18 protein-coding genes and 1 pseudogene are annotated in these 20920 nt (G+C 61.0%); 13 read left to right on the top strand and 6 right to left on the bottom strand.

Annotated features, from left to right (window positions below; all coding sequences use genetic code 11):
• Window positions 1–141: 141 nt before the first annotated feature.
• The 5 genes from EO99_RS0123625 to EO99_RS26070 form a co-directional block, all read right to left on the bottom strand.
• A complete protein-coding gene (locus EO99_RS0123625; RefSeq protein ID WP_029621025.1) occupies window positions 142–834 on the bottom strand; it encodes an ATP-binding cassette domain-containing protein in 693 nt (230 codons plus the stop codon).
• Window positions 834–2018 (bottom strand): FtsX-like permease family protein, encoded by a 1185-nt coding sequence (locus EO99_RS0123620; RefSeq protein ID WP_029621024.1) that lies wholly within the window; start codon window positions 2016–2018, stop codon window positions 834–836. Before EO99_RS0123620 ends, EO99_RS0123625 begins: the two co-directional genes overlap by 1 nt.
• The gene (locus EO99_RS0123615) at window positions 2015–3307 is read right to left on the bottom strand and encodes an HlyD family efflux transporter periplasmic adaptor subunit (RefSeq protein ID WP_156034996.1); all 1293 of its coding nucleotides are present in this window, start codon (window positions 3305–3307) and stop codon (window positions 2015–2017) included. Before EO99_RS0123615 ends, EO99_RS0123620 begins: the two co-directional genes overlap by 4 nt.
• Before the next feature lie 2 nt (window positions 3308–3309).
• Complete coding sequence (locus tag EO99_RS0123610; protein ID WP_051680052.1) at window positions 3310–4479, bottom strand: patatin-like phospholipase family protein; 1170 nt, start codon at window positions 4477–4479, stop codon at window positions 3310–3312.
• A 535-nt stretch (window positions 4480–5014) separates the two neighbouring features.
• Entirely contained in the window at window positions 5015–6982 is a 1968-nt protein-coding gene (locus EO99_RS26070) for a serine hydrolase domain-containing protein (protein ID WP_051680051.1), read from the bottom strand.
• A gap of 248 nt (window positions 6983–7230) precedes the next feature.
• Between EO99_RS26070 and EO99_RS0123600 the strand changes: the two genes are divergently transcribed.
• The 13 genes and pseudogenes from EO99_RS0123600 to EO99_RS0123530 all read left to right on the top strand — a co-directional run bounded on the left by EO99_RS0123600 (window position 7231) and on the right by EO99_RS0123530 (window position 19960).
• On the top strand, window positions 7231–7590 hold the full coding sequence (locus EO99_RS0123600) for a winged helix-turn-helix transcriptional regulator (protein ID WP_029621020.1): 360 nt from the start codon (window positions 7231–7233) through the stop codon (window positions 7588–7590).
• A gap of 485 nt (window positions 7591–8075) precedes the next feature.
• Entirely contained in the window at window positions 8076–8849 is a 774-nt protein-coding gene (locus EO99_RS0123595) for an AAA family ATPase (RefSeq protein WP_029621019.1), read from the top strand.
• Window positions 8850–8989: 140 nt separating this feature from the next.
• Window positions 8990–9238 (top strand): hypothetical protein, encoded by a 249-nt coding sequence (locus EO99_RS0123590; protein WP_029621018.1) that lies wholly within the window; start codon window positions 8990–8992, stop codon window positions 9236–9238.
• A 486-nt stretch (window positions 9239–9724) separates the two neighbouring features.
• Window positions 9725–11173, top strand: a complete 1449-nt coding sequence (locus EO99_RS0123585) for an ArnT family glycosyltransferase (RefSeq protein WP_029621017.1) — start codon at window positions 9725–9727, stop codon at window positions 11171–11173.
• 149 nt (window positions 11174–11322) lie between these two features.
• The gene (locus tag EO99_RS0123580) at window positions 11323–12159 is read left to right on the top strand and encodes an FkbM family methyltransferase (protein ID WP_029621016.1); all 837 of its coding nucleotides are present in this window, start codon (window positions 11323–11325) and stop codon (window positions 12157–12159) included.
• Between the two features lie 62 nt (window positions 12160–12221).
• Window positions 12222–13373 (top strand): discoidin domain-containing protein, encoded by a 1152-nt coding sequence (locus EO99_RS0123575; RefSeq protein ID WP_029621015.1) that lies wholly within the window; start codon window positions 12222–12224, stop codon window positions 13371–13373.
• Window positions 13374–13584: 211 nt separating this feature from the next.
• Window positions 13585–13812 (top strand): annotated as a pseudogene (locus EO99_RS27045) (IS3 family transposase); the annotation flags it as partial.
• Between the two features lie 86 nt (window positions 13813–13898).
• Window positions 13899–14060: a hypothetical protein gene (locus EO99_RS28050; RefSeq protein ID WP_173425161.1), complete on the top strand. Its 162-nt coding sequence runs from the start codon at window positions 13899–13901 to the stop codon at window positions 14058–14060.
• A 271-nt stretch (window positions 14061–14331) separates the two neighbouring features.
• On the top strand, window positions 14332–14463 hold the full coding sequence (locus EO99_RS28540) for a hypothetical protein (protein WP_268871323.1): 132 nt from the start codon (window positions 14332–14334) through the stop codon (window positions 14461–14463).
• A gap of 650 nt (window positions 14464–15113) precedes the next feature.
• A complete protein-coding gene (locus EO99_RS0123550) occupies window positions 15114–16316 on the top strand; it encodes an MFS transporter (RefSeq protein WP_029621013.1) in 1203 nt (400 codons plus the stop codon).
• A gap of 304 nt (window positions 16317–16620) precedes the next feature.
• Window positions 16621–17550: a FecR domain-containing protein gene (locus tag EO99_RS0123545; protein WP_029621012.1), complete on the top strand. Its 930-nt coding sequence runs from the start codon at window positions 16621–16623 to the stop codon at window positions 17548–17550.
• A gap of 338 nt (window positions 17551–17888) precedes the next feature.
• Window positions 17889–19292 (top strand): sensor histidine kinase, encoded by a 1404-nt coding sequence (locus EO99_RS0123535; RefSeq protein ID WP_029621010.1) that lies wholly within the window; start codon window positions 17889–17891, stop codon window positions 19290–19292.
• Window positions 19286–19960, top strand: a complete 675-nt coding sequence (locus EO99_RS0123530; protein WP_051680050.1) for a LuxR C-terminal-related transcriptional regulator — start codon at window positions 19286–19288, stop codon at window positions 19958–19960. The genes EO99_RS0123535 and EO99_RS0123530 overlap by 7 nt, the downstream gene beginning before the upstream one ends.
• On the opposite strand, the gene EO99_RS27730 is transcribed toward EO99_RS0123530, so the two are convergent.
• A complete protein-coding gene (locus EO99_RS27730) occupies window positions 19925–20542 on the bottom strand; it encodes a hypothetical protein (protein WP_077067163.1) in 618 nt (205 codons plus the stop codon). The genes EO99_RS0123530 and EO99_RS27730 overlap by 36 nt on opposite strands.
• Window positions 20543–20920: the final 378 nt, after the last annotated feature.

Genomic DNA, 20920 nt, shown 5'->3' with positions numbered 1-20920 from the left:
CGCCTTTGCACAGGGCGGAAGCGGCGGGATTGTTGTCTACCGCCTGGAATTGCGTGCTCCCCGTTATGGTTACGGTGATGGCACTTTTTCCCGTTGCTGCCCGTTCCGGGCGCGGCGGAGGGCTTCCCGCATGGTGCATTTTCAGTCTGACACCAGTCGTCCGTCCTCGACGGTGACGATCCGGTCGGCGAGATCCATGATGCGGGCGTCATGCGTGACCATGACCGTCGACATGCCACGTGCATCTCCAAGCGCCTTGAGCATCTGTACCACCTGAAGTCCGCCATCCCTATCCAGTGCGGCGGTCGGTTCATCCGCGAAAACGATCTCCGGGTTCGAGACAAGCGCACGGGCAATGGCCACGCGCTGCTTCTGTCCTCCGGAGAGTTTTTCGGGCAGGTATTCGATACGGTGGCCAAGGCCCAGCAACTGGAGGATATGGTTCGTGGCCGCCTCCTGCTTTGCCACGTCGCCGCGCGGGCCATGGACCTGCAGCCCCATCAGCGTGTTCTGTCGTGCGGTCAGGCTTTCGTGCAGGTTATGGGCCTGATAGATGAAGCCGAGCCGGCGGCGCAGCATCTGCTGGCTCCCCTGGCTTGCTCCCCGCAACTCCTGCCCCAGCAGGCGGATCGAGCCGTCCTGAACGGTGCGCAACGAGCCCATCAGCGTGAGCAACGTCGTTTTGCCGGAGCCGGAGGGGCCACGCAGGACGGTGAGCGTGCCGCGTTCGATCGACAGCGACGCGTCGCAAATCACCTGAATTCTGGTTTCACCGGAGCCAAACCAATGATTGACGTTCTGGAGTTGAATCGGTGGTTCACCGCTGGTCGTCATCAAAACAGCTCCGCCGGTTCTGCCCGCCTGAGGCGCAGCGTTGCCAGAGCACCCGAAAGCGCGCAGGCGACAAACGTTCCCACAAACACTGCCAAGGCGCGGTCAGCTTTCATGCCGATCGGCAGGCCCGTTGCCACCGACATCACCTCATAGATTGCGCCCCCGAGAAGGACGCCTGGAACGAAACCAAGGATGGCGATGATGAGCGCCTCCTCGAACACGATGCCGAGGAGAAAGCGGTGTGGATATCCCATCGCCTTGAACGTCGCGTATTCCTTCATATGGGCAGCGACATCCGTTGACAGGACCTGGTAGACGATGACAAGACCGACAAGAATGCCGATGAAGACGCCCATGCCGAATATGATACCGATCGACGCTTCGTCATTCATGTAGGTCACGTCGTCTGCGATGGCCTGCGCGGTTGTGCGAACCTGAACCCGTTCCAAGGCCAGGCGCTCCCTCAGCCGGCCGGCCACGGTGGCCGGATCCTTGTTCGGCTTCACCCGGATGAGGATATGGCTGGGGGTGCCGGCGGTTCGCTCCGGAAAAAGCTGCTGGAAGGTCTGGTCCGAGACAACCATTGCGCCGGCGGTGTCGAACCCGCTGCCAAGCCTGAACCCACCCACCGCAGAGACGGCATGACCATCGATCTCGAACCTCAAAGGCAGCTCAGGTGATAGCTGCGCGACAGCGGCTGCGCCCAGATCCTGATCGATATCGGGGATTGCTGTGTCGAGGAGTACGCGATCGGCTGGAGCGAGCATCGCCAGTTGATCGCCGATCGTCTCGCCGGCAAAGGCCGCCGCCTCGGGAAGCATCCCATAGACGATCAGGGTCGTTGAAGACCCGTCGGATCGCTTCCACTCCGTGGTTTCAACATAAAGGGGCGTCGCCTCCGCCACGGCAGGATCTGCAAGCGTATTATACATGAGGCGGCGGGAGATCATCTCGCCATTGAGGAACTGGGGTCGCAGCGGCGAAATGATGATATCCGTGTGGAACGGCGTAAAGACAAGCTGGGTGACGCTGGTCAGCGAAGCCACCACGCCGAGCTGTACGAAGACCAGCAGATTGGCAAAAGCGATACCCGCCACCGCCGCGATCAGCCGCATGCGGTTGTGGATCAGTTGCAGCCAACCGACCGGCGTGCGCCGCAGCAGGAGATGCAATACCCGCGTCATTGCGCCTTTGTCCTTATCCTGCCAATCACCTCGAGGTTGGTGTAGGTCCGGGCGGCGGCCGACGATTCAGCATCGAGCGTGACGACCACCTTGACGACGCGCGCATCCACGTTGGCGGCAGGCTCGGTCGACATGACAGACTGACGGCCGACAATCTGCCCCACCCTGCTGACCCTGCCTGTCAGGGGTGCTGACAGCGCTTGTCCCGTCACGCTCACGATCTGGCCTGGTTCAACCATCCTCACCTCGGTCTGATAGACCTCCAGTTCAGCCGTCATGCGTGCGACATCGCCTATGGTCATCACGCCGCTGGCCATTGGTTTTTCACCGACGCGGGCGTGGATTTCCAGCACACCTCCCGCTCGCGGCGCCACGACCCGTCCGGAGGCAAGGTCTTCGCTGGCACGGGCCAGGTTGTCGCGCGCCAGATCGAGGTTGCGTGCCGCCAGCAAGATGTCGGACTGATCGCCTGTCCCGGCTCCGCTGTATCGGTTCACGAGTGCGGCCGTCCGGTCGAACTCGGCCCGCGCCTTGGCAGCGTTGGCGCGCGCCTGTTCGATCAGAACCTGGGTGGTCAGCTTGCCTGCAGCAAGCCTGGTCTGGCGCTCGGCCTCCTGGTTCGCAAGCATCAGTGTCGCTTCGGCCGCCGCATGATTGGCCCGCGCCTCCGCGAGATTGGCGAGCGTCGATGAGCGTACCTGCTCCAGCGAGGCTTGCTGGGCCATCACATTGGCCTGCGCCGAGGCCTTGGCGGCAAGCAGCGCGGGCATGTTGTCCAGTTCCGCGAGGATCTGTCCTGCGGCCACCTGTTCGCCTTCGTTGACCAGCAGCCGGGCGATGCGCGCATCACCCGCGCCGTTGGGTAGAGCCACGGCCAGAATACCGCCAAGGGGGACGAGACGGCCGAGTGCAACGACATCGAGCGCCCTCTCCTCACCTCCCGATCGCTCCTCCCCCTGCTCCAGGGCCGCCGCGACGGGCGTACCGCCAGAATCCGCTGCCGCCGTCTCAAGGACACGGACGGCCATCGGCTGAATATAGATGCCGGCCATCATGCCAAGGCCGAGCAACAGCCCGGCCAGCAACAGCCTTGTCCACCATGTTGCGCCTGCGCGCGGGTTGCTGGAAGCTGCCGAAGCCTTCGCCTTTCCCGGATCCTCGAGCGGCAGTGCGACGCGGTGCTTGACTACTTCGAGCATGGGATCGTCGTTTCCTTTCCTCGCTGGAGGGCTGCCGAGCAATGGCAAAATTTCGACATCTTGTTCTCCTGTTGGCCATGCAAAAGTCACGGCTACTGCTGCTGTACTGTCTGGATACCTGCGGGTGTGGCGATGAAGGAGGGTCTGTCTTTCCACAGGCTGCCGTGTGCCATTTGCGCGTAGCCGAGATTGTAGATCGCACGCATGTAGTTGGTATTGAATGGATCGGTGAGCTCATGGGAGACGGGCACATCGATGGACGCCATATGGAAGCGGATGCCGGTCTTCTGGGCATAGGCGTAGGTGGCCAACAGCGCGCTGCGTGTCTGTGATTTGATGAGGAGTGAGCTTGCCTTCGCCATGACGATGAAAGTGTTGTTGGTGGTCAGGGCGAACTCCGGCATCAGGGCGTTGTTGACGAGAATGTACATGTTGAACTTTTGCCCTTTGCGCCACTCGTCGTCTTGCGCATTGGCAATCCAACCCTCCGGGATCGTCAGGATTTGCGTGGCGGATCCGCCGTCGGAGTGCATTTCCTCAAATGTTCGCCCACCGGCTGTGGCCTTGATGAGCACGGCTGGATAAAGCCCGGGCAGGCTGGCCGAGGCGATGATGACATCCTGGAAGAGCTTCAACGCATCGGGGCGGCCGCTGTCGGCGATAGCGCCCATGTTCCAGATCACCGCCCTCTGCGAATCGAGGTTGGAGGTCAAGACCAGCAGGCGTCGCCCCTTGCGATGCTCTGCGGCGATCCTCTCCAGCGTGCCGCGCGTCAGATACCGTTCGACCATCGTTCGAAGCGGCTCCTGGCTCAGGAGACTCGAACCCAGCAGGCCCCTTGGCAAGAACTTCAAATCGACCAGATCCCGAGCGACGCCGCTTGTGTAGAGTTCGACAAGCGTGTGATCAAAGGCCGAACCGAGGAAGGCGTAGGGCGCAATCAGGGCACCGGTGCTGACGCCGCTGACCATGTCGAATTCGGGCCGTTGACCCTTGTCCGACCAGGCCTTCAGAGCGCCGACGCTGAACGCCCCTCGGGCACCCCCGCCGGATAGGACGAGGTAGTTGATTTCCTTGTGTCTGAGGACGGGAAGCCAACTCCGAGACTGTGGCAATTGTCCGCTCGAGTCGGCATAGATGCGGATGTCGTCAAATCCGTCGACGCGGGCCGCCGATGCCGCTTTCGGGTCGTAGGGAATACGGGCCGGCGCCGTGCAGCCAACCAGAAAACAGCACAAGAGGATAGCTGAAAGCCACGGCATATATCGCCTCGCACCAGACGCCTGGGAAGACATCAAGGTGCCTGCCAACGACCTGGCAGATTTCCACGGGACCTGCGTGCAGTTTCAAGCAGATACCCCCGCTGTCGCAGCCCCATCATCAGTGTCATGTCGCTCACGCCAGCCCTTCGAGATTGGATCTGGCACCACTAAGTCCGATTTTGACGTTGGATTGGGTTTTCTCTCGTTAAGAGTTGTTGCGCCGGCTGCAGACGGGCACGTCGAAGCCATCCTCGACGCCATCGATGATCCAGGTGCTGCAAGGTCCTGCACCTGCCAGCGCGCGCCCCAGGTCCAGGCCAACCGACCCGTCTGCCTGAGGGCGACCACGAGCACCCTGTGTCGTAATCTGCCGAGGGGCACTCGTTGGCGTGTTGCGCCAGCTGATGCTGTGCGGCATGAACCGGGCAATCGGCGCACCGTGGATTTTTGCCGCCTCCTGAGATCCCGAAACTCCCGGCTTCGGCGATGGCGCACTGGCCGCCGTTTCTCCTGCACGAGAATCGCGTCCATTCCCCTAGTAATTGAGACTCCAGCCGATAAAGCCCGCCATCCATGCGCTCCAGAGACTGCCGGTCAGCGCCAGGGCGACACTCAGGCTGCGCAGCCGCACAGCCCAGCCTTGGGCTGTGGTAAAGGACAGCCAGACATTCCAGCCTCCCAGCAGCGCCCCAAGCAGCGGCACGATGGCGGCAACCTGCAAAAGGCGGATAAAGCCGTCGAGGCTGTCATTGTAGAAGCCGACATCGACGCGCAAAATGGGCGCAAGGATCGCATACCAGCCGACGAGATAGACGAGATTTGCCACGACGGCGACCCGCGTCAGGCGGCGAGCCAGGGCCGCACGGCCCGTCGCTGCAGGTGGAAGGTGCCGGGTGTGACGCACCCATGCCGCAATCGGCCAGACGATGGCCGTGCACAGCAAGACGAGCAACGAGAGGCCGGCGGCAAGCTGGAACAACACCCCGCTGCGGCCTGTCGGTGCGACCTGCAGAATCGAGACGGGATTATGACTGTCGAGGATAGCGCGCCGGCCTCCTGCCTCGGTCACGAGCAGCTGCCGCGTGCCGCCCACTTCATGCCAGAGACCGGGCGAAATCTCCCTGAATCGCTTGGTGCCGAGCGACGAGACACTGACCGTGCCATCGCCGTTCGCGACAACCTGATCCTGTTGAAGCAGGTAGAACAGACTGATGAACGCCGACTCCACACGGCGCGAACTTTCGTAGCTCCCGGCGATGGCCAGCGCATCTTCGGGCGCGGTTGCCATCGCCGGCGGCGTGACCGGCGCCGGCGCCGGGAAATAGCGGTCCAGGAAGAGCTGGAAGAGCCGCTCGCGCGCGCCATAGACCGCATCATCTTCGCCTCTGCTGTTGAAGCTGACAAAGATACCGACGCCTTCCTCCGGGAGCAGGTTCAGATCGCTGTGGAACACGACGGTGTCACCGGCATGTCCGAGGACGATGCGACCATTGCGGTACCCGCGGAAGAAACCATGGGCGAGCGTGTCGAAGCCCGGCGGCGCCTGCAGCAATGGCATATGCATGGCACGGACGGTTTCAGGCTGCAGGATCCGCTCGCCTTTGAAGCGTCCATCCTGCAGGTGCGCGAGCATGAAGTTCGCCATGTCTGCACCCGTTGCAGAAATCTGGCCCGCGGGCGCCGTTCCCGCAAATTCGATGGGGCTCGGCGGCGTGTCGCTGGTGCGGTACCCGTTCGCGAGCGTCTCTTCGAATGCTGGCGGAAGGGGTTGGCGCGGCGTTGTGTGATGCATGCGCAGCGGCGCGAGAATGTGACGCTCAAGGTAGGTTTCGAAGAGTTCTCCGGAGACACGCTGAACGACATATCCGGCAAGGGCGGTGCCGTAATTGGAGTAGGCTGGCACCTCTCCCGGCGCGAACATGAAGGGGCGGATGTTTTCCTTCAGATAGCGCTCAGTGGTCTTCAGCCGTTCCGGGTCGGTGGCGAGAACATCCTTCAACCCTTCCTCGAAACCGCCCCGATGCGTCATCAGATCTCTCATCGTCACGGGCCGCTGCCCGGGCGGGGAAACTTCGAAGTCCAGATAGTCGTTGACGTCGGCATCGAGATCGATTGTTCCGGCCTCAACCTGCTGCATCACGGCAGTCCATGTGAACAGCTTCGACGTCGATCCGATCCGCATCAGATGCCGCTTCGGGTCCATCGGTGTTCCGGCCGCCACATCCGCATGGCCATAGCCCCGCTGGAGGAGCACCTCACCGTCTTTGACGACAACGATCTGGGCACCCGCGATTTTGCCCGCCTCCAATGTGGTCAGCATGAAACCGTCGAGCCAGGCGCCGAGATCGTCTGCCGTGAGTGCTCGCTGGCCGGGCGCTGCCGTTTGAGGCGCGGCGGCCGCAGGCGACGCCGCTGGTGGAGGAGGAGCAAGGTCCTGCTGCGGCCACGCAGCCGCCTTGCTCAACAGGACCGCCATCAGGACGAACAGGAGCTTTGCCGGCATCAACCGTCTGCTCTTCGCTCGGCGAACCCGGGATTTACCACTCTCAATCGACCCGATGGTCTGCGCAACCAAACCTGCTTTGACACATCCGAATTTCATGGGCAGGCTCCTGTCAATCTGCGTCCTGCGGGTTCTGCCCGGCGATCACCGATCGCTTGCACGTCGACATCGACGTCCGATCCCATTAGAACAAAGCAGACATTTGTTTGAGTACTTACTGTTTTGTGAGTATCCGGTTGGAGACCCGAATGAGCGCTACGAATTTCCAATGTGGCCTGGAAGCGGTTCTGGCCATTCTCGGGGGCAAATGGAAGCCGCTTATTCTCTATCATCTGGCCAGCGGGTCGAAGCGTACCGGTCAACTGCGCAGGCTCGTCACCAATGTCAGTGAGAAAATGCTGATCCAGCACCTCAAGGAACTGACCGATGATGGGGTCATCCGCCGCATTGATTTCCAGACAGTGCCTCCGCACGTCGAATACGAGCTGACCGCCTTTGGTCGAAGTTTGGCAAGCTTGCTCGCCCCGTTATGCGAGTGGGGAACCCGTCACAGCGATGAGGTGGCGACGATCGTAGAAAGGCGCGAGCCCGCGGCGAAGTCCGGTTAGCGAACACTGCAGCACTTAACACTGTTACGACGCAAGGGCGGCGATATCCGGACCAGTGGGGCCAGTGCGTTCCGCCATGTGAGGATCGGCGTGAATGACACCGGAAAGGCACGCCTTTGGCCGGCGTCGGACAGGAGCTCTTGCGGCGATCAATGCAGGTCGCCGCTGGATCCGCACGTTTCCATCCCAGCCTGCGACATAGAGTCTGATCCTGGAAACTGCGCCGGCTGCCCGAGAGACGGTGAACGAAAAGCGGCTCAACCGACCACCGTGGCCAAAGCGAGCTGTTGAAATCCTATGCATCTTCAACTCTGTCCCTTAGAAAACTCAAACTTACCTTTTGGTGTGTTCTGGCCACCCAGGATGAGCAGAACTATGTGTCGCATGTCGGCTCGATCTTGGCGCGGACGCCAGAAACGTGTGACAAGGAGCTGGCGCAGCCGCGCCCGCCCATCCCATGAACGCGAATAGCTTTCCCGGTGCCAATGTCTGTGATGAGAAAGAACAGATCGACAAACCTGCCCGCCCCCTACCTGAAGCGCCTTTGGGTGAAGGAGGATGCCAGCCTTGGCGAGCAGTATCCGTTCAATCTGCCGTGGCTTGATAGGGAGTTCTCTCTTGATTTCGCGACACCGGTGACGATCATAGTGGGTGAGAACGGTACCGGGAAATCCACCCTGATCGAAGCTTTGGCAGCCATGTGCGGCTTTGACGAAGCCGGGGGCGGGAAAGGTTACATGCCGATCGATCACTCCCGCGCCGTCGATCGCAGCGGCGCACTCCTCGCCAGTGTTTTGCGGGCCGCCTGGCTGCCCAAGATCACCGGGGGCTGGTTCTTCCGCGCCGAATCCTTCTTCTCGGTCGCACGCTTCCTGGATGAGGCGGCCCGGGACGCCAATGCAGCACCGCCGGATTTTCTATCCTGGAGCCATGGTGAAGGTTTCGTGCGCTTTTTCGAGGAGCGCATGTCAAGACAGGGAATATACTTGCTGGACGAGCCGGAAAGCGCTCTTTCCCCGAAGCGCCAGCTGGAGCTGCTTCGAATTCTGAATGGGATTCAGGGATCGGCGAATGCGCAGATCATCATGGCGACGCATTCGCCCATCCTGATGGCGGTCCCTGGTGCCCGGCTGCTGGAGATCACCCGTGCAGGCCTTGCGGAAACGGAACTATGCGATACAAGCCATTTCAAGCTTTACAGGGACTTCACCGTCGATCCCGGCGACTTTGTCGACCGGGCGCTGCGCGACGAGATCTGACCGCCAGACGACAGCGGCAACGTCAGGAGGGCATGCCCTGATCGCGGGAAATGCTGACGCCAGCTTGCAGCCAACCCAAAAAAGGTCGCCTGCAGAGGCCAACTGCCTTCATCCAATCATGTTCAGAGGAGCCGAAGAAGATGGAAAACGAAGTCAACGACAGGTTCGGCGTTGCGTCCGGAGCCCAAAAAAAGGCGATCTATGCCACGCTTCAAGCCCTGGTTGCGCACGCCATGACCACCGATCCGACGTTCAGTGATCGCTTGGTTGCGTCTGTCGAAGATTATCTCACGCCTTTGTCAGATGCAGAACAGGATCAAGATTTCGCAGCACGGGTCAGAGCCAACATACATCATATCGTCGGCTCCCCCGGCTCCGAAGCGGTCTGAATCGCGCCGAGCGGCCAGCGTCGACCGGCAGATCCCGCCACATCAACCCTTCGCTGCTGGCGTTCGCCCGTGCACGCTGCCACGCGACGAAGCCGCGGGCGTGCGCCGCGTGGTGGGTTTTTCTGCTTTCTACCAGCGACAGGCTGACCGCCTCTTTCGGGCGCCTCTGCTGATAGATGGTTATCGTGCCTTGACGGGCAGCTCCTGGATCCGCCTGGAAGGCCATGGGAACGCTCAGAAACGCCGAAGCGCACTGAGATCGAACCACAACGGCTGAAGGGGCGTGGGGAGCGCGGTGTGATCGCGGGCCTCACCTCGGGTGAATCTGCAGCTCAGCCGACTTTCGCAACCGCTTGGCAGCCTTGCGCGCCTGATGCCGCTTGCGGCGCGGCGGAAGGAACCGTGTTCCAGACCCGGGACCGGTGATGCCTCCTCGGATTCGCCGGTCTTGGCGACACGGAATTTTCCCATAAAGGTAGCAATCTGATGCGGCTTTCGGTGGTCACCATATCCCTTTTGTTTCTTGCCATTCACCTTGCCATTGCCGCATCGGTTCCCCTCTTTGACGATGAAGCCTACTACGCGCTGTGGGCCCGTGATCTGGCGCTTGGCTACTACGATCATCCGCCCATGATCGCCTACATGATCCGCATGGGGACCAGCCTCTTCGGTGAGACGGCGCTCGGCATCCGCCTGTTTCCGGTGCTTGGTTTTGTCGCTTCGGGATACTTTGTGGGCGATATCGCGCGGCGCGTGTCCGGGGGCGTTGTCGGACTGCCAGTGCTGGCGACGATGCTCTATAATCTTAACCTGCTTGTCTTTGCTCTGGGCAGTTTCGCCACCCCCGACGCGCCATCCACCCTGTTCTGGATCGCAGCACTCTGGGCTGCCGTCCGCGCAGTCAGCACGCCCCCAGATACGCGTTTTGCGGTGCTGTGGTGGATCTGCACAGGTCTATTCATCGGGTTTGGCGGCTTGTCGAAGTTCACCAATGCCTTCCTGGCCTTCGGATTGCTGGCCTACCTGATCGCCACGCCCAAAGGCCGTGCGTACCTGCTGACAGGTCTGCCGTACATGGCCGTGACCGCGGCGATTCTGCCGCTTCTTCCCTATCTGTTCTGGAACCTGCAAAACGACTGGCTCGGCCTTGAGCGCCAGGGCGCGCGCCTTGTCGCCTCCGGCTTTTCGCCCCGATATCTGGGGGAATACGCCGCGCTCCTGCTCCTGGCGCCGACACCATTGGTCACCTGGTTTGCGTTTCGAGCTCTCAAAGCCCCGCCAAAGGATTGCGCGCTGTTGATCTGGAGCTCCATTCCGCTCCTGCTCTATTTCACCTATCACGCGACACATGCGCCGGTTCAAGCCAACTGGATCGTGCCGCTGCAGGCGTGCGTCGCCATTGCTGCAACCTTTGGACTCGCCCAAGCGCAGTCGCCGCAGCTTTGGATCAAGGCCACCCTCGCCGGTGCATTGTTGTTGAGCGTCGGTTCGGTCGCGACCGCATTCAATCCGGCCACCCCGATCGGCACGGCCGACAATCCACCAAACCAGACGCGCGGATGGTCAGCGACACAAGACGCCGTCACCGACCTGCTGCAGGAAACGGGCGCCAGATGGGTCGCCACGACCGACTATGCTCGAACCGGATCGCTCGCCCTTCGTTTTCCGCAAATGCCCGTATGGTCCGTCATTGAACTGCAGCGCTACGGCTTCCGCGGCGCCTTCCCGACCGAATTGTGCACCGCTCCCGGCCTCCTGATCGAGCGGGCAAGACGGTCGGAAACGATCTCCAGGGTCGCCGCAAGCCTGTTTGAGACGGTCGAAGCCACGCAGGCGGCCATGCGAACGCAGGACGAGGTTACTCTGATGCAATATCACCTAACACCGGTATCCGGGGTCAAGTCGCGCGACTTGTGCCCGAAAAACGCGCAATAAAAACCTGCGTCACCACCTCTTGAGGTTAGGGCGGTGCCGCACAACGGCGAACGTGGCGAAATACTTCGTTAGCGAGGTCAGTCAGCTACGGGCAAGCACAGCAATTTACCGATTAGAAGTCTCTACTGAAAGCAACTGGATCCCTTTAAATGGAACTCCATGAATTCCTTGGAATATCGTCGCCGATCGAGATCGTCGACATCGGCGCATCACTAGCTGAGGAGCCCATTTATAAAAACATACTCACCGAAGGCTACGGCAGAGTGACTGGGTTTGAACCCAATCCAGCCGAGATCGAGAAGCTGAACGCCCAGAAGAAGGACTATGAGACCTACCTGCCTTACTTTATCGGAACAGGTCTGGATGCTACTTTTTACGAAACAAACTGGGCGCTCACGGGATCTTTGTTTGAACCGAACGAGAAGCTGCTGAACAAGTTTAGCAACCTTGGTGAGGCTACCACTTTAGTGCAGAAGCATTCAGTGCAAACCCACCGGCTCAACAATGTGTCTGAGATAACGGACATAGACCTGTTAAAAATGGACATTCAAGGCTCGGAGTTGAACGCTCTTCGCAATGGCACCGAAAAACTGAGACATGCTCTTGTTGTTCAGGTGGAGGTCGAATTTGTTGAACTCTACAAAGGGCAACCGCTCTTTGCCGACGTCGACATCTTTTTACGTCACCACGGGTTTCAGTTTCACACGTTCTCAGGCTTCGGGATGCGATCCTTTAAGCCCATCGTCGTGGACGGCAATGCGAACGTTGGGCTTCGCCAAAGTATTTGGTCCGACGCCATCTACGTTCGCGATTGGATGGATCTAAGCCAGGTGGCCGATGAGAAACTGAAAAAATACGCATTCATCATGCACAGTTGCTACGGATCTTACGATCTTGCTCATCTTGTCCTCAGCCACCTCGACACCACTGTGGGCTCCGACTATGCGCCGCGATATCTTGCGATGATCACAGCGGGCGAGCGCTAAAGCAGCCCGGTTCGTTGAGCCCAATTTGTCTGCATTTCCCTAACCAGTGAGGAAGAATACTCATGTCAAAGCGTATCCTTTTTGTAGGGGACAGCCATTCAAAGTTTTGGACCGGCTACAATCATATGCGCGCAAAAGAAAGCGTATTTGCTGGGGTGGACGTCCTCCACGTAGTAGGTGCGACCGCTTTCAATATCGGCGACGAACAATCCACTGCTCAGGTGTCAGCCAAACTTGAAGCGCTTTACCGAGAGCAAGGCGAGCGCTACGGATGTGTTGTATTCTGTTTCGGCGAAATCGACTGCCGCGTCCATGCAGTTAAGAACGCGATCAAGTCTTCCACGAGCATCGCGGATCAGGTCAAGTCCATCGTTTCCCGGTACTTCGATTTTGTGCAGAACTTCAGCAACCGCTACCAAGTTCCCTGTATATTTTGGGGTCCCATTCCAACTTCTCCGCTGGATCAAATGAAGTTCAATCCAAACTTCCCCACATTTGGAACATGCCTCGAGCGGAACTATGCAACCTTCAAATTCAACGAGTATCTTTGCCGGTTCGCGCAGAACGTGAGTCAAATAGATCATACGTCGATATTCGAAGACCTCGTCGACGAGCATTACGCGACGAAAGCGGAGTTTCTTTACGACGGCGTCCATCTCTCAAATATTGCACTGCCCCTGGCGGAAGCAGCGCTAAAACAAAGCTTAGACCGCCTCGGCGTGTTGGAGGAATTGGAGCCTTGCCTTAAAAGAAGATGGATGATCGACGATACTCCGAGCGAACTCAACGTCGCTGAAAACCTGGATTACATTGTCAGCTCGACGTACAAGGATTCCGTAGGGTGGCAGTTTGCTGACCGCCCTCAGGGATACCTCCGATTCCATACTGATCTTGAAGATCAGCCGCATATCATCCTTCCGTTGGGAAGCGGCTACTTCGTGAAGAAGATCGAGCTTCACAATCGAACGGATGCTTGTTCGGAAAGGGCGAAAACTGTCGCCGTCGCATTATCATACGAAGGCAAAGAATATTTCGATGTCTTCGCGCCAGATGACCCTCAAGTGTTCGGCGCTAACGCAGAATGCTTGGTTATTGACATTTCCCATGATGTGCCCGTGCGATTTGTAAAGCTGTATCTGCGAGAGAGGCAATATTTCCATCTTGAGCACGTCTCAATTTTTGTGGCGAGTTTCCAGCAGCATCAAGTCAACTAGCGAATCCAGGTGCGATTGAGATCTTGGCGTGTGGATGGCTACCAGCCGCGTGCGGAGCATCGGGCGATTACGGCATCTACCAGAAGATTACTGGCTGCGAAGCGCAAGTGAGTGCCGTCAACGCCTGGGTCATTGTACATGTCGGCAGTTGGGAGGCCGCTGCCGTCAAGCTCCAGACGTCGCGCCAGTCGATCACCGCGTCCGCGCCAAGCTCGACCGCGTCAATCGCTACTTCAATGCTCCCGCGCCGAACATGCGCAGGCTTTCTGATTTCACCTATGCCGCGACCGGGCCGGGCTTCGTAGCCTTTGTCATCGATGCCTTTGTCCGCCGTATCGTCGGTTGGCGGGCAAGTTGGACTGCTCATGCCGGCTTTGTGCTCGACGCCCTCGACCAGGCACTCCATGATCGGCGGCCCGTCAAACGTGGCGGGCTGGTTCTCGACGGACCTCGTCCCCATATGAACGATACACGGCACATGGCCCGCACCACGCGTGGCTGGTTCGTTCATTTCAGGAAACCATCATGGCACAACAGCAAGACGCCTCTGCGTCCACGCAATCCTACGAGCCCAAAACGCTCGCCAAGAAACACCGGATTTCCGTTGAAGAGGCTGCGAAGATCATCGCTGAACACGGCGCAGATCGCAAGGCAGCCGACAAGGCCGCCCGCCGGATCGCGGCATAGGACGACTGCGGCAGGCTCAAGATCTGCCTGAGCCAGCCGCGGTAGTGCACCAGCCCCTTGAGCGTCGACTCTCCCGCACCGACAAGAGCCCGCCTCCTGATGGAATGACCGACCGGCGCCTCGTGAGGCGTCAATTGAAGCGGAGCAACGGCAATGTCAGGTGCCGCCAACCGTTTGGACTCGGTCCTGCTTCATAAACCTCCGCCACCATTGACGTCTCCGGGAACGGTCCATTCAAACTCTTGCCGCTTCAGACGAGCAGGGTGCTGCCATGGCCTTGAGTGTCGCTTCTGCAATCGGTGTCGGTGCCGTGTTGGGCGGGGCGGTGCTGAACAACCCGGTGACCGGCATCGCCGGCGGGCTCGCGATCGGCGTGGCTGCGGACGCTCTTCGTGAAGGATGACCCCGCTCTCGGGTATCCTGGAGGGTGGTCGTAGTAACGTGCCTTTACAGAACCACCACCGTTCCGCCGCCACTATTGACATTGGTGAGACGGCGCGATCAAGGGGCATGCGTTATCGCCTGGTGGGTGGCGGTCTGCGCCCGTGGCTGTCGAGCTCCGGTCGATTACGCACCGTTCAGAGCCTTTGACCGGGGCAGGTGACGCCGAGGTGGCCGCCGCCGCGCGAATTGCCGATCTGTCGCCCGGCCCGCTTGAAGAGCATGGCAGCATCTGAGTTTTTTGTGGCTCTTTCGGGGGGCGCTGTTGTGAGACAGGGCAGATTTTTCTCGGTCCGCCATCGTCGCTCGTTCCTTCGGCAGCACATCCCTGGGAAAGCAACCTGCGGTGGAAGCAGTTGCGAGCGCCAAAGATGCTCAAAGCACGTCCGCAATGCCGGTACCTTTGGTTCAGGAGCCACAGCTGCGGCTACAGGTGCGCCCGCTCGATGATGCTGCCCCGCCCGCAAGCGACTGCTTTGCCTGACAGATGCAGCGGTAGGGTTGAATTTTGCGCGCAGGCGTACCGTAATCCGGCTGGCTGGCATAGACACATCCGCGATAGCGGCCGTATGACCGCAATCAGTGGGCACGGGGTCATGTGTGGAGGAAGCAATGGCTGATGCAGTGGCAAGACCCGCAGGTGCCGAGACGACGATCCTGCCGATCATTTTCGCGGTCAGCTTCTGCCATATGCTCAACGACATCATGCAGTCGATGATCGCGGCGATCTATCCGATGCTGAAGGCGGACTACAACCTCGACTTCTGGCAGATCGGCATTTTGACGCTCGCCTTCCAATGCACGGCGTCACTGCTGCAGCCGGTGATCGGCATGATCACCGACAAGAAGCCGTTTCCGTACTCGCTGCCCTTCGGCATGGCCTCGACCTTCATCGGCTTGTTCGTGCTGGCCAGCGCCGGTTCCTATGGCATGCTGGTGTTTGCGGCCTCGCTCGTGGGCATCGGCTCTGCCGTCTTCCATCCGGAATCCTCGCGGGTGGCACGACTGGCCGCCGGAGGCCGCTATGGCTTTGCACAATCCGTCTTTCAGGTCGGCGGCAACCTTGGCCAGGCCCTCGGACCACTGCTGGCAGCCTTCATCATCGTCCCGCAAGGCCAGGCAAGCGTGGCGTGGTTTTCGCTCGCCGCCATGCTTGGCATCATTGTCCTCAGCCGCGTCGCCCGCTGGTACAAGGCCCATATGATCGCCAATGCCGGACGCAAGCGCCAGCAGCACGCCCACGGCTTGCCGCGCCGGGTGGTGATGACGGCGCTCGCCGTACTGGTCATCCTCACGTTCTCGAAGAACATCTACATGGCAAGCATCGGCAGCTATTACACATTCTTCGTTATCGAGCGCTTCGGCGTGAGCGTCCAGCAGTCGCAGATCATGCTGTTCGTCTTTCTCGGCGCCTCTGCCGCCGGACTGCTGGTGGGCGGCCCGATGGGGGATCGCTTCGGCTCCAAGGTGGTGATCTGGTTCTCGATCCTCGGCGTCCTGCCCTTCACCCTGGTCATGCCCTATGCGTCCTTGCCGGTGGTGATCGTCTTGTCCGGCATCATCGGGTTCGTGATGGCCTCGTCCTTCCCTGCCATCATCGTCATGGCACAAGAGCTGGTGCCGGGGCGGGTCGGCCTGATCGCCGGCGTGTTTTTCGGCTTTGCCTTCGGCATGGGCGGGATCGCGGCCGCATTTTTGGGGATCCTGGCCGACCGGCACGGGATTGTCACCGTCTACACCATCTGCTCGGTCCTCCCGGCGCTCGGGCTGTTGACAGTCTTCCTGCCCGGCAGGAGGGCCCTGCGGGCGGCGTGAGTCAGATGTGACCCGGCTCCTCTCGTCCGGGGCTTGCCGCTCGGGCTTGATGTCAGCGCCTAATTGCCGACACCCCCGCTCCAACAGCATCGGACGCCATGCCTGCAAAGCCGCGCGCCGAACGCCAACCGCCAACAATTCCTCGATCAAGGACAGGAAGACAAGCCGAAACCCCGTGTCGTTTCCGCGGGGAAGCTGACGACCGCGAGCATAGCGTGACCCGGATCGATAAATTGCGACCTATGTTATCGCCTCTTTCTTAAGATGGCCTCCGCTAAATTAGAGATCATTCATGGGGGTCACAATGTCTTCTTTCGCCAGTCGCCTGCACGTCGCCTTTCTGTGCCTCATCGCGTTTCTTCCCGCGGCCGCGCTGGCGCAGGACTGGACGGTCTCAAAAACGACGAAGCAGGTCAGCTACACGATCGACAAGAAGACCTGGGCGCCTGTCGAGGTCGGAAGCGTCATTCCCAGCCAGGCCTGGATGTCGACGGGGCCACGAGGACGCGTGATCTTGACGCGCGGTGAGGAAAGCCTGTCTTTCGGACCCAACACGCTGGGAGCCGTCATCACCACAGAAGGGCTTTTCTCTCGCAAGACGGAGGTCGTTCAGCAGAAGGGAAAAATCGCCCTCAACATCGAGAAGCGGAGCAGACCCCACACCTACGTCCACACCCCGTTTCTCGCCGCCGTGGTGAAGGGAACGACGTTTACGGTCAGCGTCACCGACGAGGCCGCGTCGGTCTCCGTCGATGAGGGACTGGTGCAGGTTTCTTCCTTCACCGGCGGCCAGAGCGCGGACGTTGGACCGGGCCAAGAGGTCACTGTCGACCAGACCCAGACCATGTCCGTTGCCGGGGTCAATGAACCGCCCTCCGTTTTCGCAGTCGAGCCGATGCAGGCATCGGTGCGGGCCGTGGGGCAGCCGGCTCCCCTGGGCGCCGGCCTCGGCCTGAGCTCGTTTGGCGATCAGTCTTCCGCACAGACAAGCGGCGATGCCGGCTCCAACGGCGTCAGTGGCGAGAGTAGCGAAGGCGGTGACAGCGATCGCCAGCAAGCCCAGGCCGGTAACAACGGGATTGGAAATGGCCAAGGCAACGGCCGCGCAAATGGCAACGGCGGCAGCAACGGCAACGGCAACGGCGGCGGCAACGGCAACGGCAACGGCGGCGGCAACGGCAAGGGCAATAACGGCAACGGCCGCGGCAATGGTGGAAACCTGAACCTGGACTAGCGGCGAGCCGCGGCAAAAATGCTCATCTCTGCCCGTATCCAGGGCTTTCAGTCAGACCGGGTCGGCTTCTTCCCGGCGATAGTCGGGGCGCTGACGTGGCACGACGGAGAGCAGGGTCCGAACCCTGGCATCGCAGCGGCGCCGATCCAGGAGCAGGAGCCTGAAAACCGGGTGCGCCGCGATGGCGTCTTGCTGCCCTGCGCGCCCCTCCCCCGGCCATCGCCGGCGTGGCTCGGCGAAGCGGCCGAACGCCGGGCCGACGCAGAGGCTGCCTGCCCGGCCATTGACGGGAAAAGGCCACCGCGCGATATCGAACGCCAGCAACCAGAACCGGTGAAGTGCGTTTGTCTGAACTTCTTGAGCGTTGGCACCATCAATCACTGGCACGGCAGTTCCTGCTGGCTGGCGGCGTCGTGTCGCTGGCGGCGATGCTGATTGTCGGTGCGCTGGTCACCACGCTCATCGAAGATGCCGTGACCCGCAATTCCGCGGCCACCACCGCCATGTACGTCGACAGCGTGATCGCGCCACTGCTGCCCGATCTGCAGACCACGGATGTCCTGGACGATCTCACCAGCCGGACGCTGGATGAGACATTTGGCCAGGGCGCGCTCGGAGGACGGGTGATGTCGTTTCGCCTGTGGCGTGCCGATGGAACGATCCTCTATGCCACCGACAAGGGATTGATCGGCAAGACCTTCGGCCCAAGCGACAGTCTCCAAAGAGCCTTCTCCGGGACATTGGTGGCCGAGTTCGAGGTGCCCGATGACGAAGAAAGCACCGCGGAGCGGGCGCTGGGCAGGCCGCTTCTGGAGATCTACAACCCGATCCTGCAGCCCTGGTCTGGAGAGGTTGTCGCTGTCTCGGAGTTCTACGAGGTTGCCGAGGGGTTCGAGCACAGTCTTGCGCAGGCGCGGCTGTGGAGCTGGATGGCCGTGGCTGCGGTCATCTCGATTTTCTTCCTGTCGCTTTCGGCCGTCGTTTTGCGGGGAAGCCGTACCATCGAGCAGCAACAGGCGGCCCTGACGCAAAGAGTGACGGAACTGTCGGATCTCCTGCGGCAGAACCGGGAGCTCCATGCCCGGGCGCAAAGGGCGTCGCAGCGGGCAACGGCGCTCAACGAAAGCTATCTGCGCCGGCTCGGGGCCGATCTTCACGACGGTCCGGCACAACTGGTTGCGTTTGCGGCGCTGAGAATCGACAGCCCGGCGCTGGTGGCGCCGGACACGCCCCACGCGGTGCGTGAACAGGAGATCGACGGCATCAAGGCGCGGCTGCACGAGGCAATGGAGGAAATCCGCAGCATCTGCAGCGGGCTGGTTCTTCCCCACATCGAGGCGACCGATCTGCCGGATCTGCTTGAACGCGTGGTGAGTGCCCACCGGCAACGGACGGACGCCGACGTCGGTCTTACGGTATCGGCCGAACCGCGGCCTCTGGCGCACTCTGCGAAGATCTGCATCTACCGTTTTGTGCAGGAGGCGCTAAATAACGGCTTTCATCACGGCAAGGGTCTTGGCCAGAAGGTCTGGCAAGGCTTTGACGGCGCCGCGATCGTCGTCGAGGTGGAGGATAAGGGGCCCGGCTTTGACGTCCACAGCACGAGATCGGAAGGGCTGGGCCTGGCCGGACTGCGCGAACGCATCGAAAGTCTCGGTGGCAGCTACGCGATCGAAAGCTCTCCGGAAGGAACGCGTTTGCGTATGACCATCAATGCAGAGGAAGTGGAACAGACATCATGAGCAACATTCGCATCGCCGTGGTCGATGATCATCCGCTCTTTCGCGAAGGCGTGATTCGCAGCCTGGCCGAATGTCCGGGACTGGAGATCGTCGCCGAGGGCGCAACCCGCGACGAGGCGGTCGCAATCGCCGCACGGATCGCGCCCGACATCATGCTGATGGATATCTCGATGCCGGGCTCGGGCCTGCAGGCGATCGAGGGCGTCCTGGAAAAGCACCCGTCGACGAGGATCGTGATGCTGACAGTCTCGGAAGCCGGTGATGATCTTGCACTGGCCCTGAAGCATGGTGCCAAGGGATATGTGCTCAAGGGGGTGGGCTCTCAGGCGCTGGCCGAGGTGGTGCGCACGGTGGCCTCCGGCGAGACCTATGTCGCGCCCGGTCTATCGGCCCGGCTCGTGGAGACCCTGTCGCGCGTCGAAGAGAAGCATCCGCTGGCGGCCCTCACGCAGCGGGAACAGGATGTCCTGAACCTGGTGGCCTCCGGCCTCAGCAACAAACGGATAGCCATCGCGCTCGATCTCCACGAAAAGACCATAAAGCATCACATGACGCGGATTTTTTCCAAGCTGGGCGTCACCAACCGCACAGAGGCGGCCCTGGCGCTGCGCGATGCCGCCGCTCACACGCCTTCAGCGGCGGAACGACCTCAGCCGGGCCCGATCTGACGCGGTCGCCCTGCGATTGACGATCTGACGGTTACGGGCATCGCGCATTTCATAGCGGCCGCCGACAATACGCTCGACGGTGCCATTGCCATGGCGAACGGAGATCGAGGATCCGCTGGTGCGCATTTCCGTCCGGCCAGCCCCGCCGCGCGCATCTGGCGTTCCGTTTCGCCCGGCCGCAGTGCCGCTGGCGCCAGCGCCACTGCCCCTATTGCTGCCGCCGCTATTCCCGCCGCTGTTTCCACCTCCGTTGCCGCTGCTTCCGCCCCCATTTCCGCCGCCATTGCCGCTACCGCCGCCGCCGTCATTGCCAGCCCCATTTCCGCCGCCGTTGCCACCCCCGTTTCCGCCGCCGTTGCCACCCCCGTTTCCGCCGCCGTTGCCACCCCCGTTTCCGCCGCCGTTGCCGCCACCATTGCCACCGCTGTTTCCGCCACCGTTGCCGCCGCCATTGCCTTGCGCGGCAGCCGTGCCGGGCGCAATGCTGAGGTGGCCGGCGTCAATCGACAAGCCAACAGGCGCAAGGCAGCCGGCCGTGAAGGCAGTTGCGGCCCAGGTGATCAGCTGTCGACGCGTGGTCATGGCTCCTACCTCTCTTGTTCCACCCCGTGCGCCCGTCCGGGCCGAGCGATGTGTAAGTCTGGTTGCCGGGGACTGCTGCCTTTTCCCGCATGACGCTTGCTGCCATCTAAGCTGCCGAGGCCTCAAAAGAAAGTCCCCGGCGCCGCACGGAAAATCGCAGTCTTACGCCAACCCACGCAGGTCCTGCCTTCTTCCGTGCGCTGCGCAGTATCCGCATTGTCATTGCGCAGAGCCGGATTTGACTCACGCATACCGCCCGTTCATGGCTAGTTCAGGACGGGAAGAGAAAATCGCGCCGTCGACAGTGAGCGGAACCCGCCACGCGAATGCCAATTGCATGAGTTTGCCAGGAGGAAAACACGTGAAGAAACATCTGTT

The organism is Pseudorhizobium marinum (assembly GCF_000705355.1).
Classification (GTDB): Bacteria; Pseudomonadota; Alphaproteobacteria; order Rhizobiales; family Rhizobiaceae; genus Neorhizobium; species Neorhizobium pelagicum.
The sequence above is the reverse complement of the archived record's forward strand: the minus strand, read 5'-3'. Positions and strand labels throughout refer to the sequence as shown.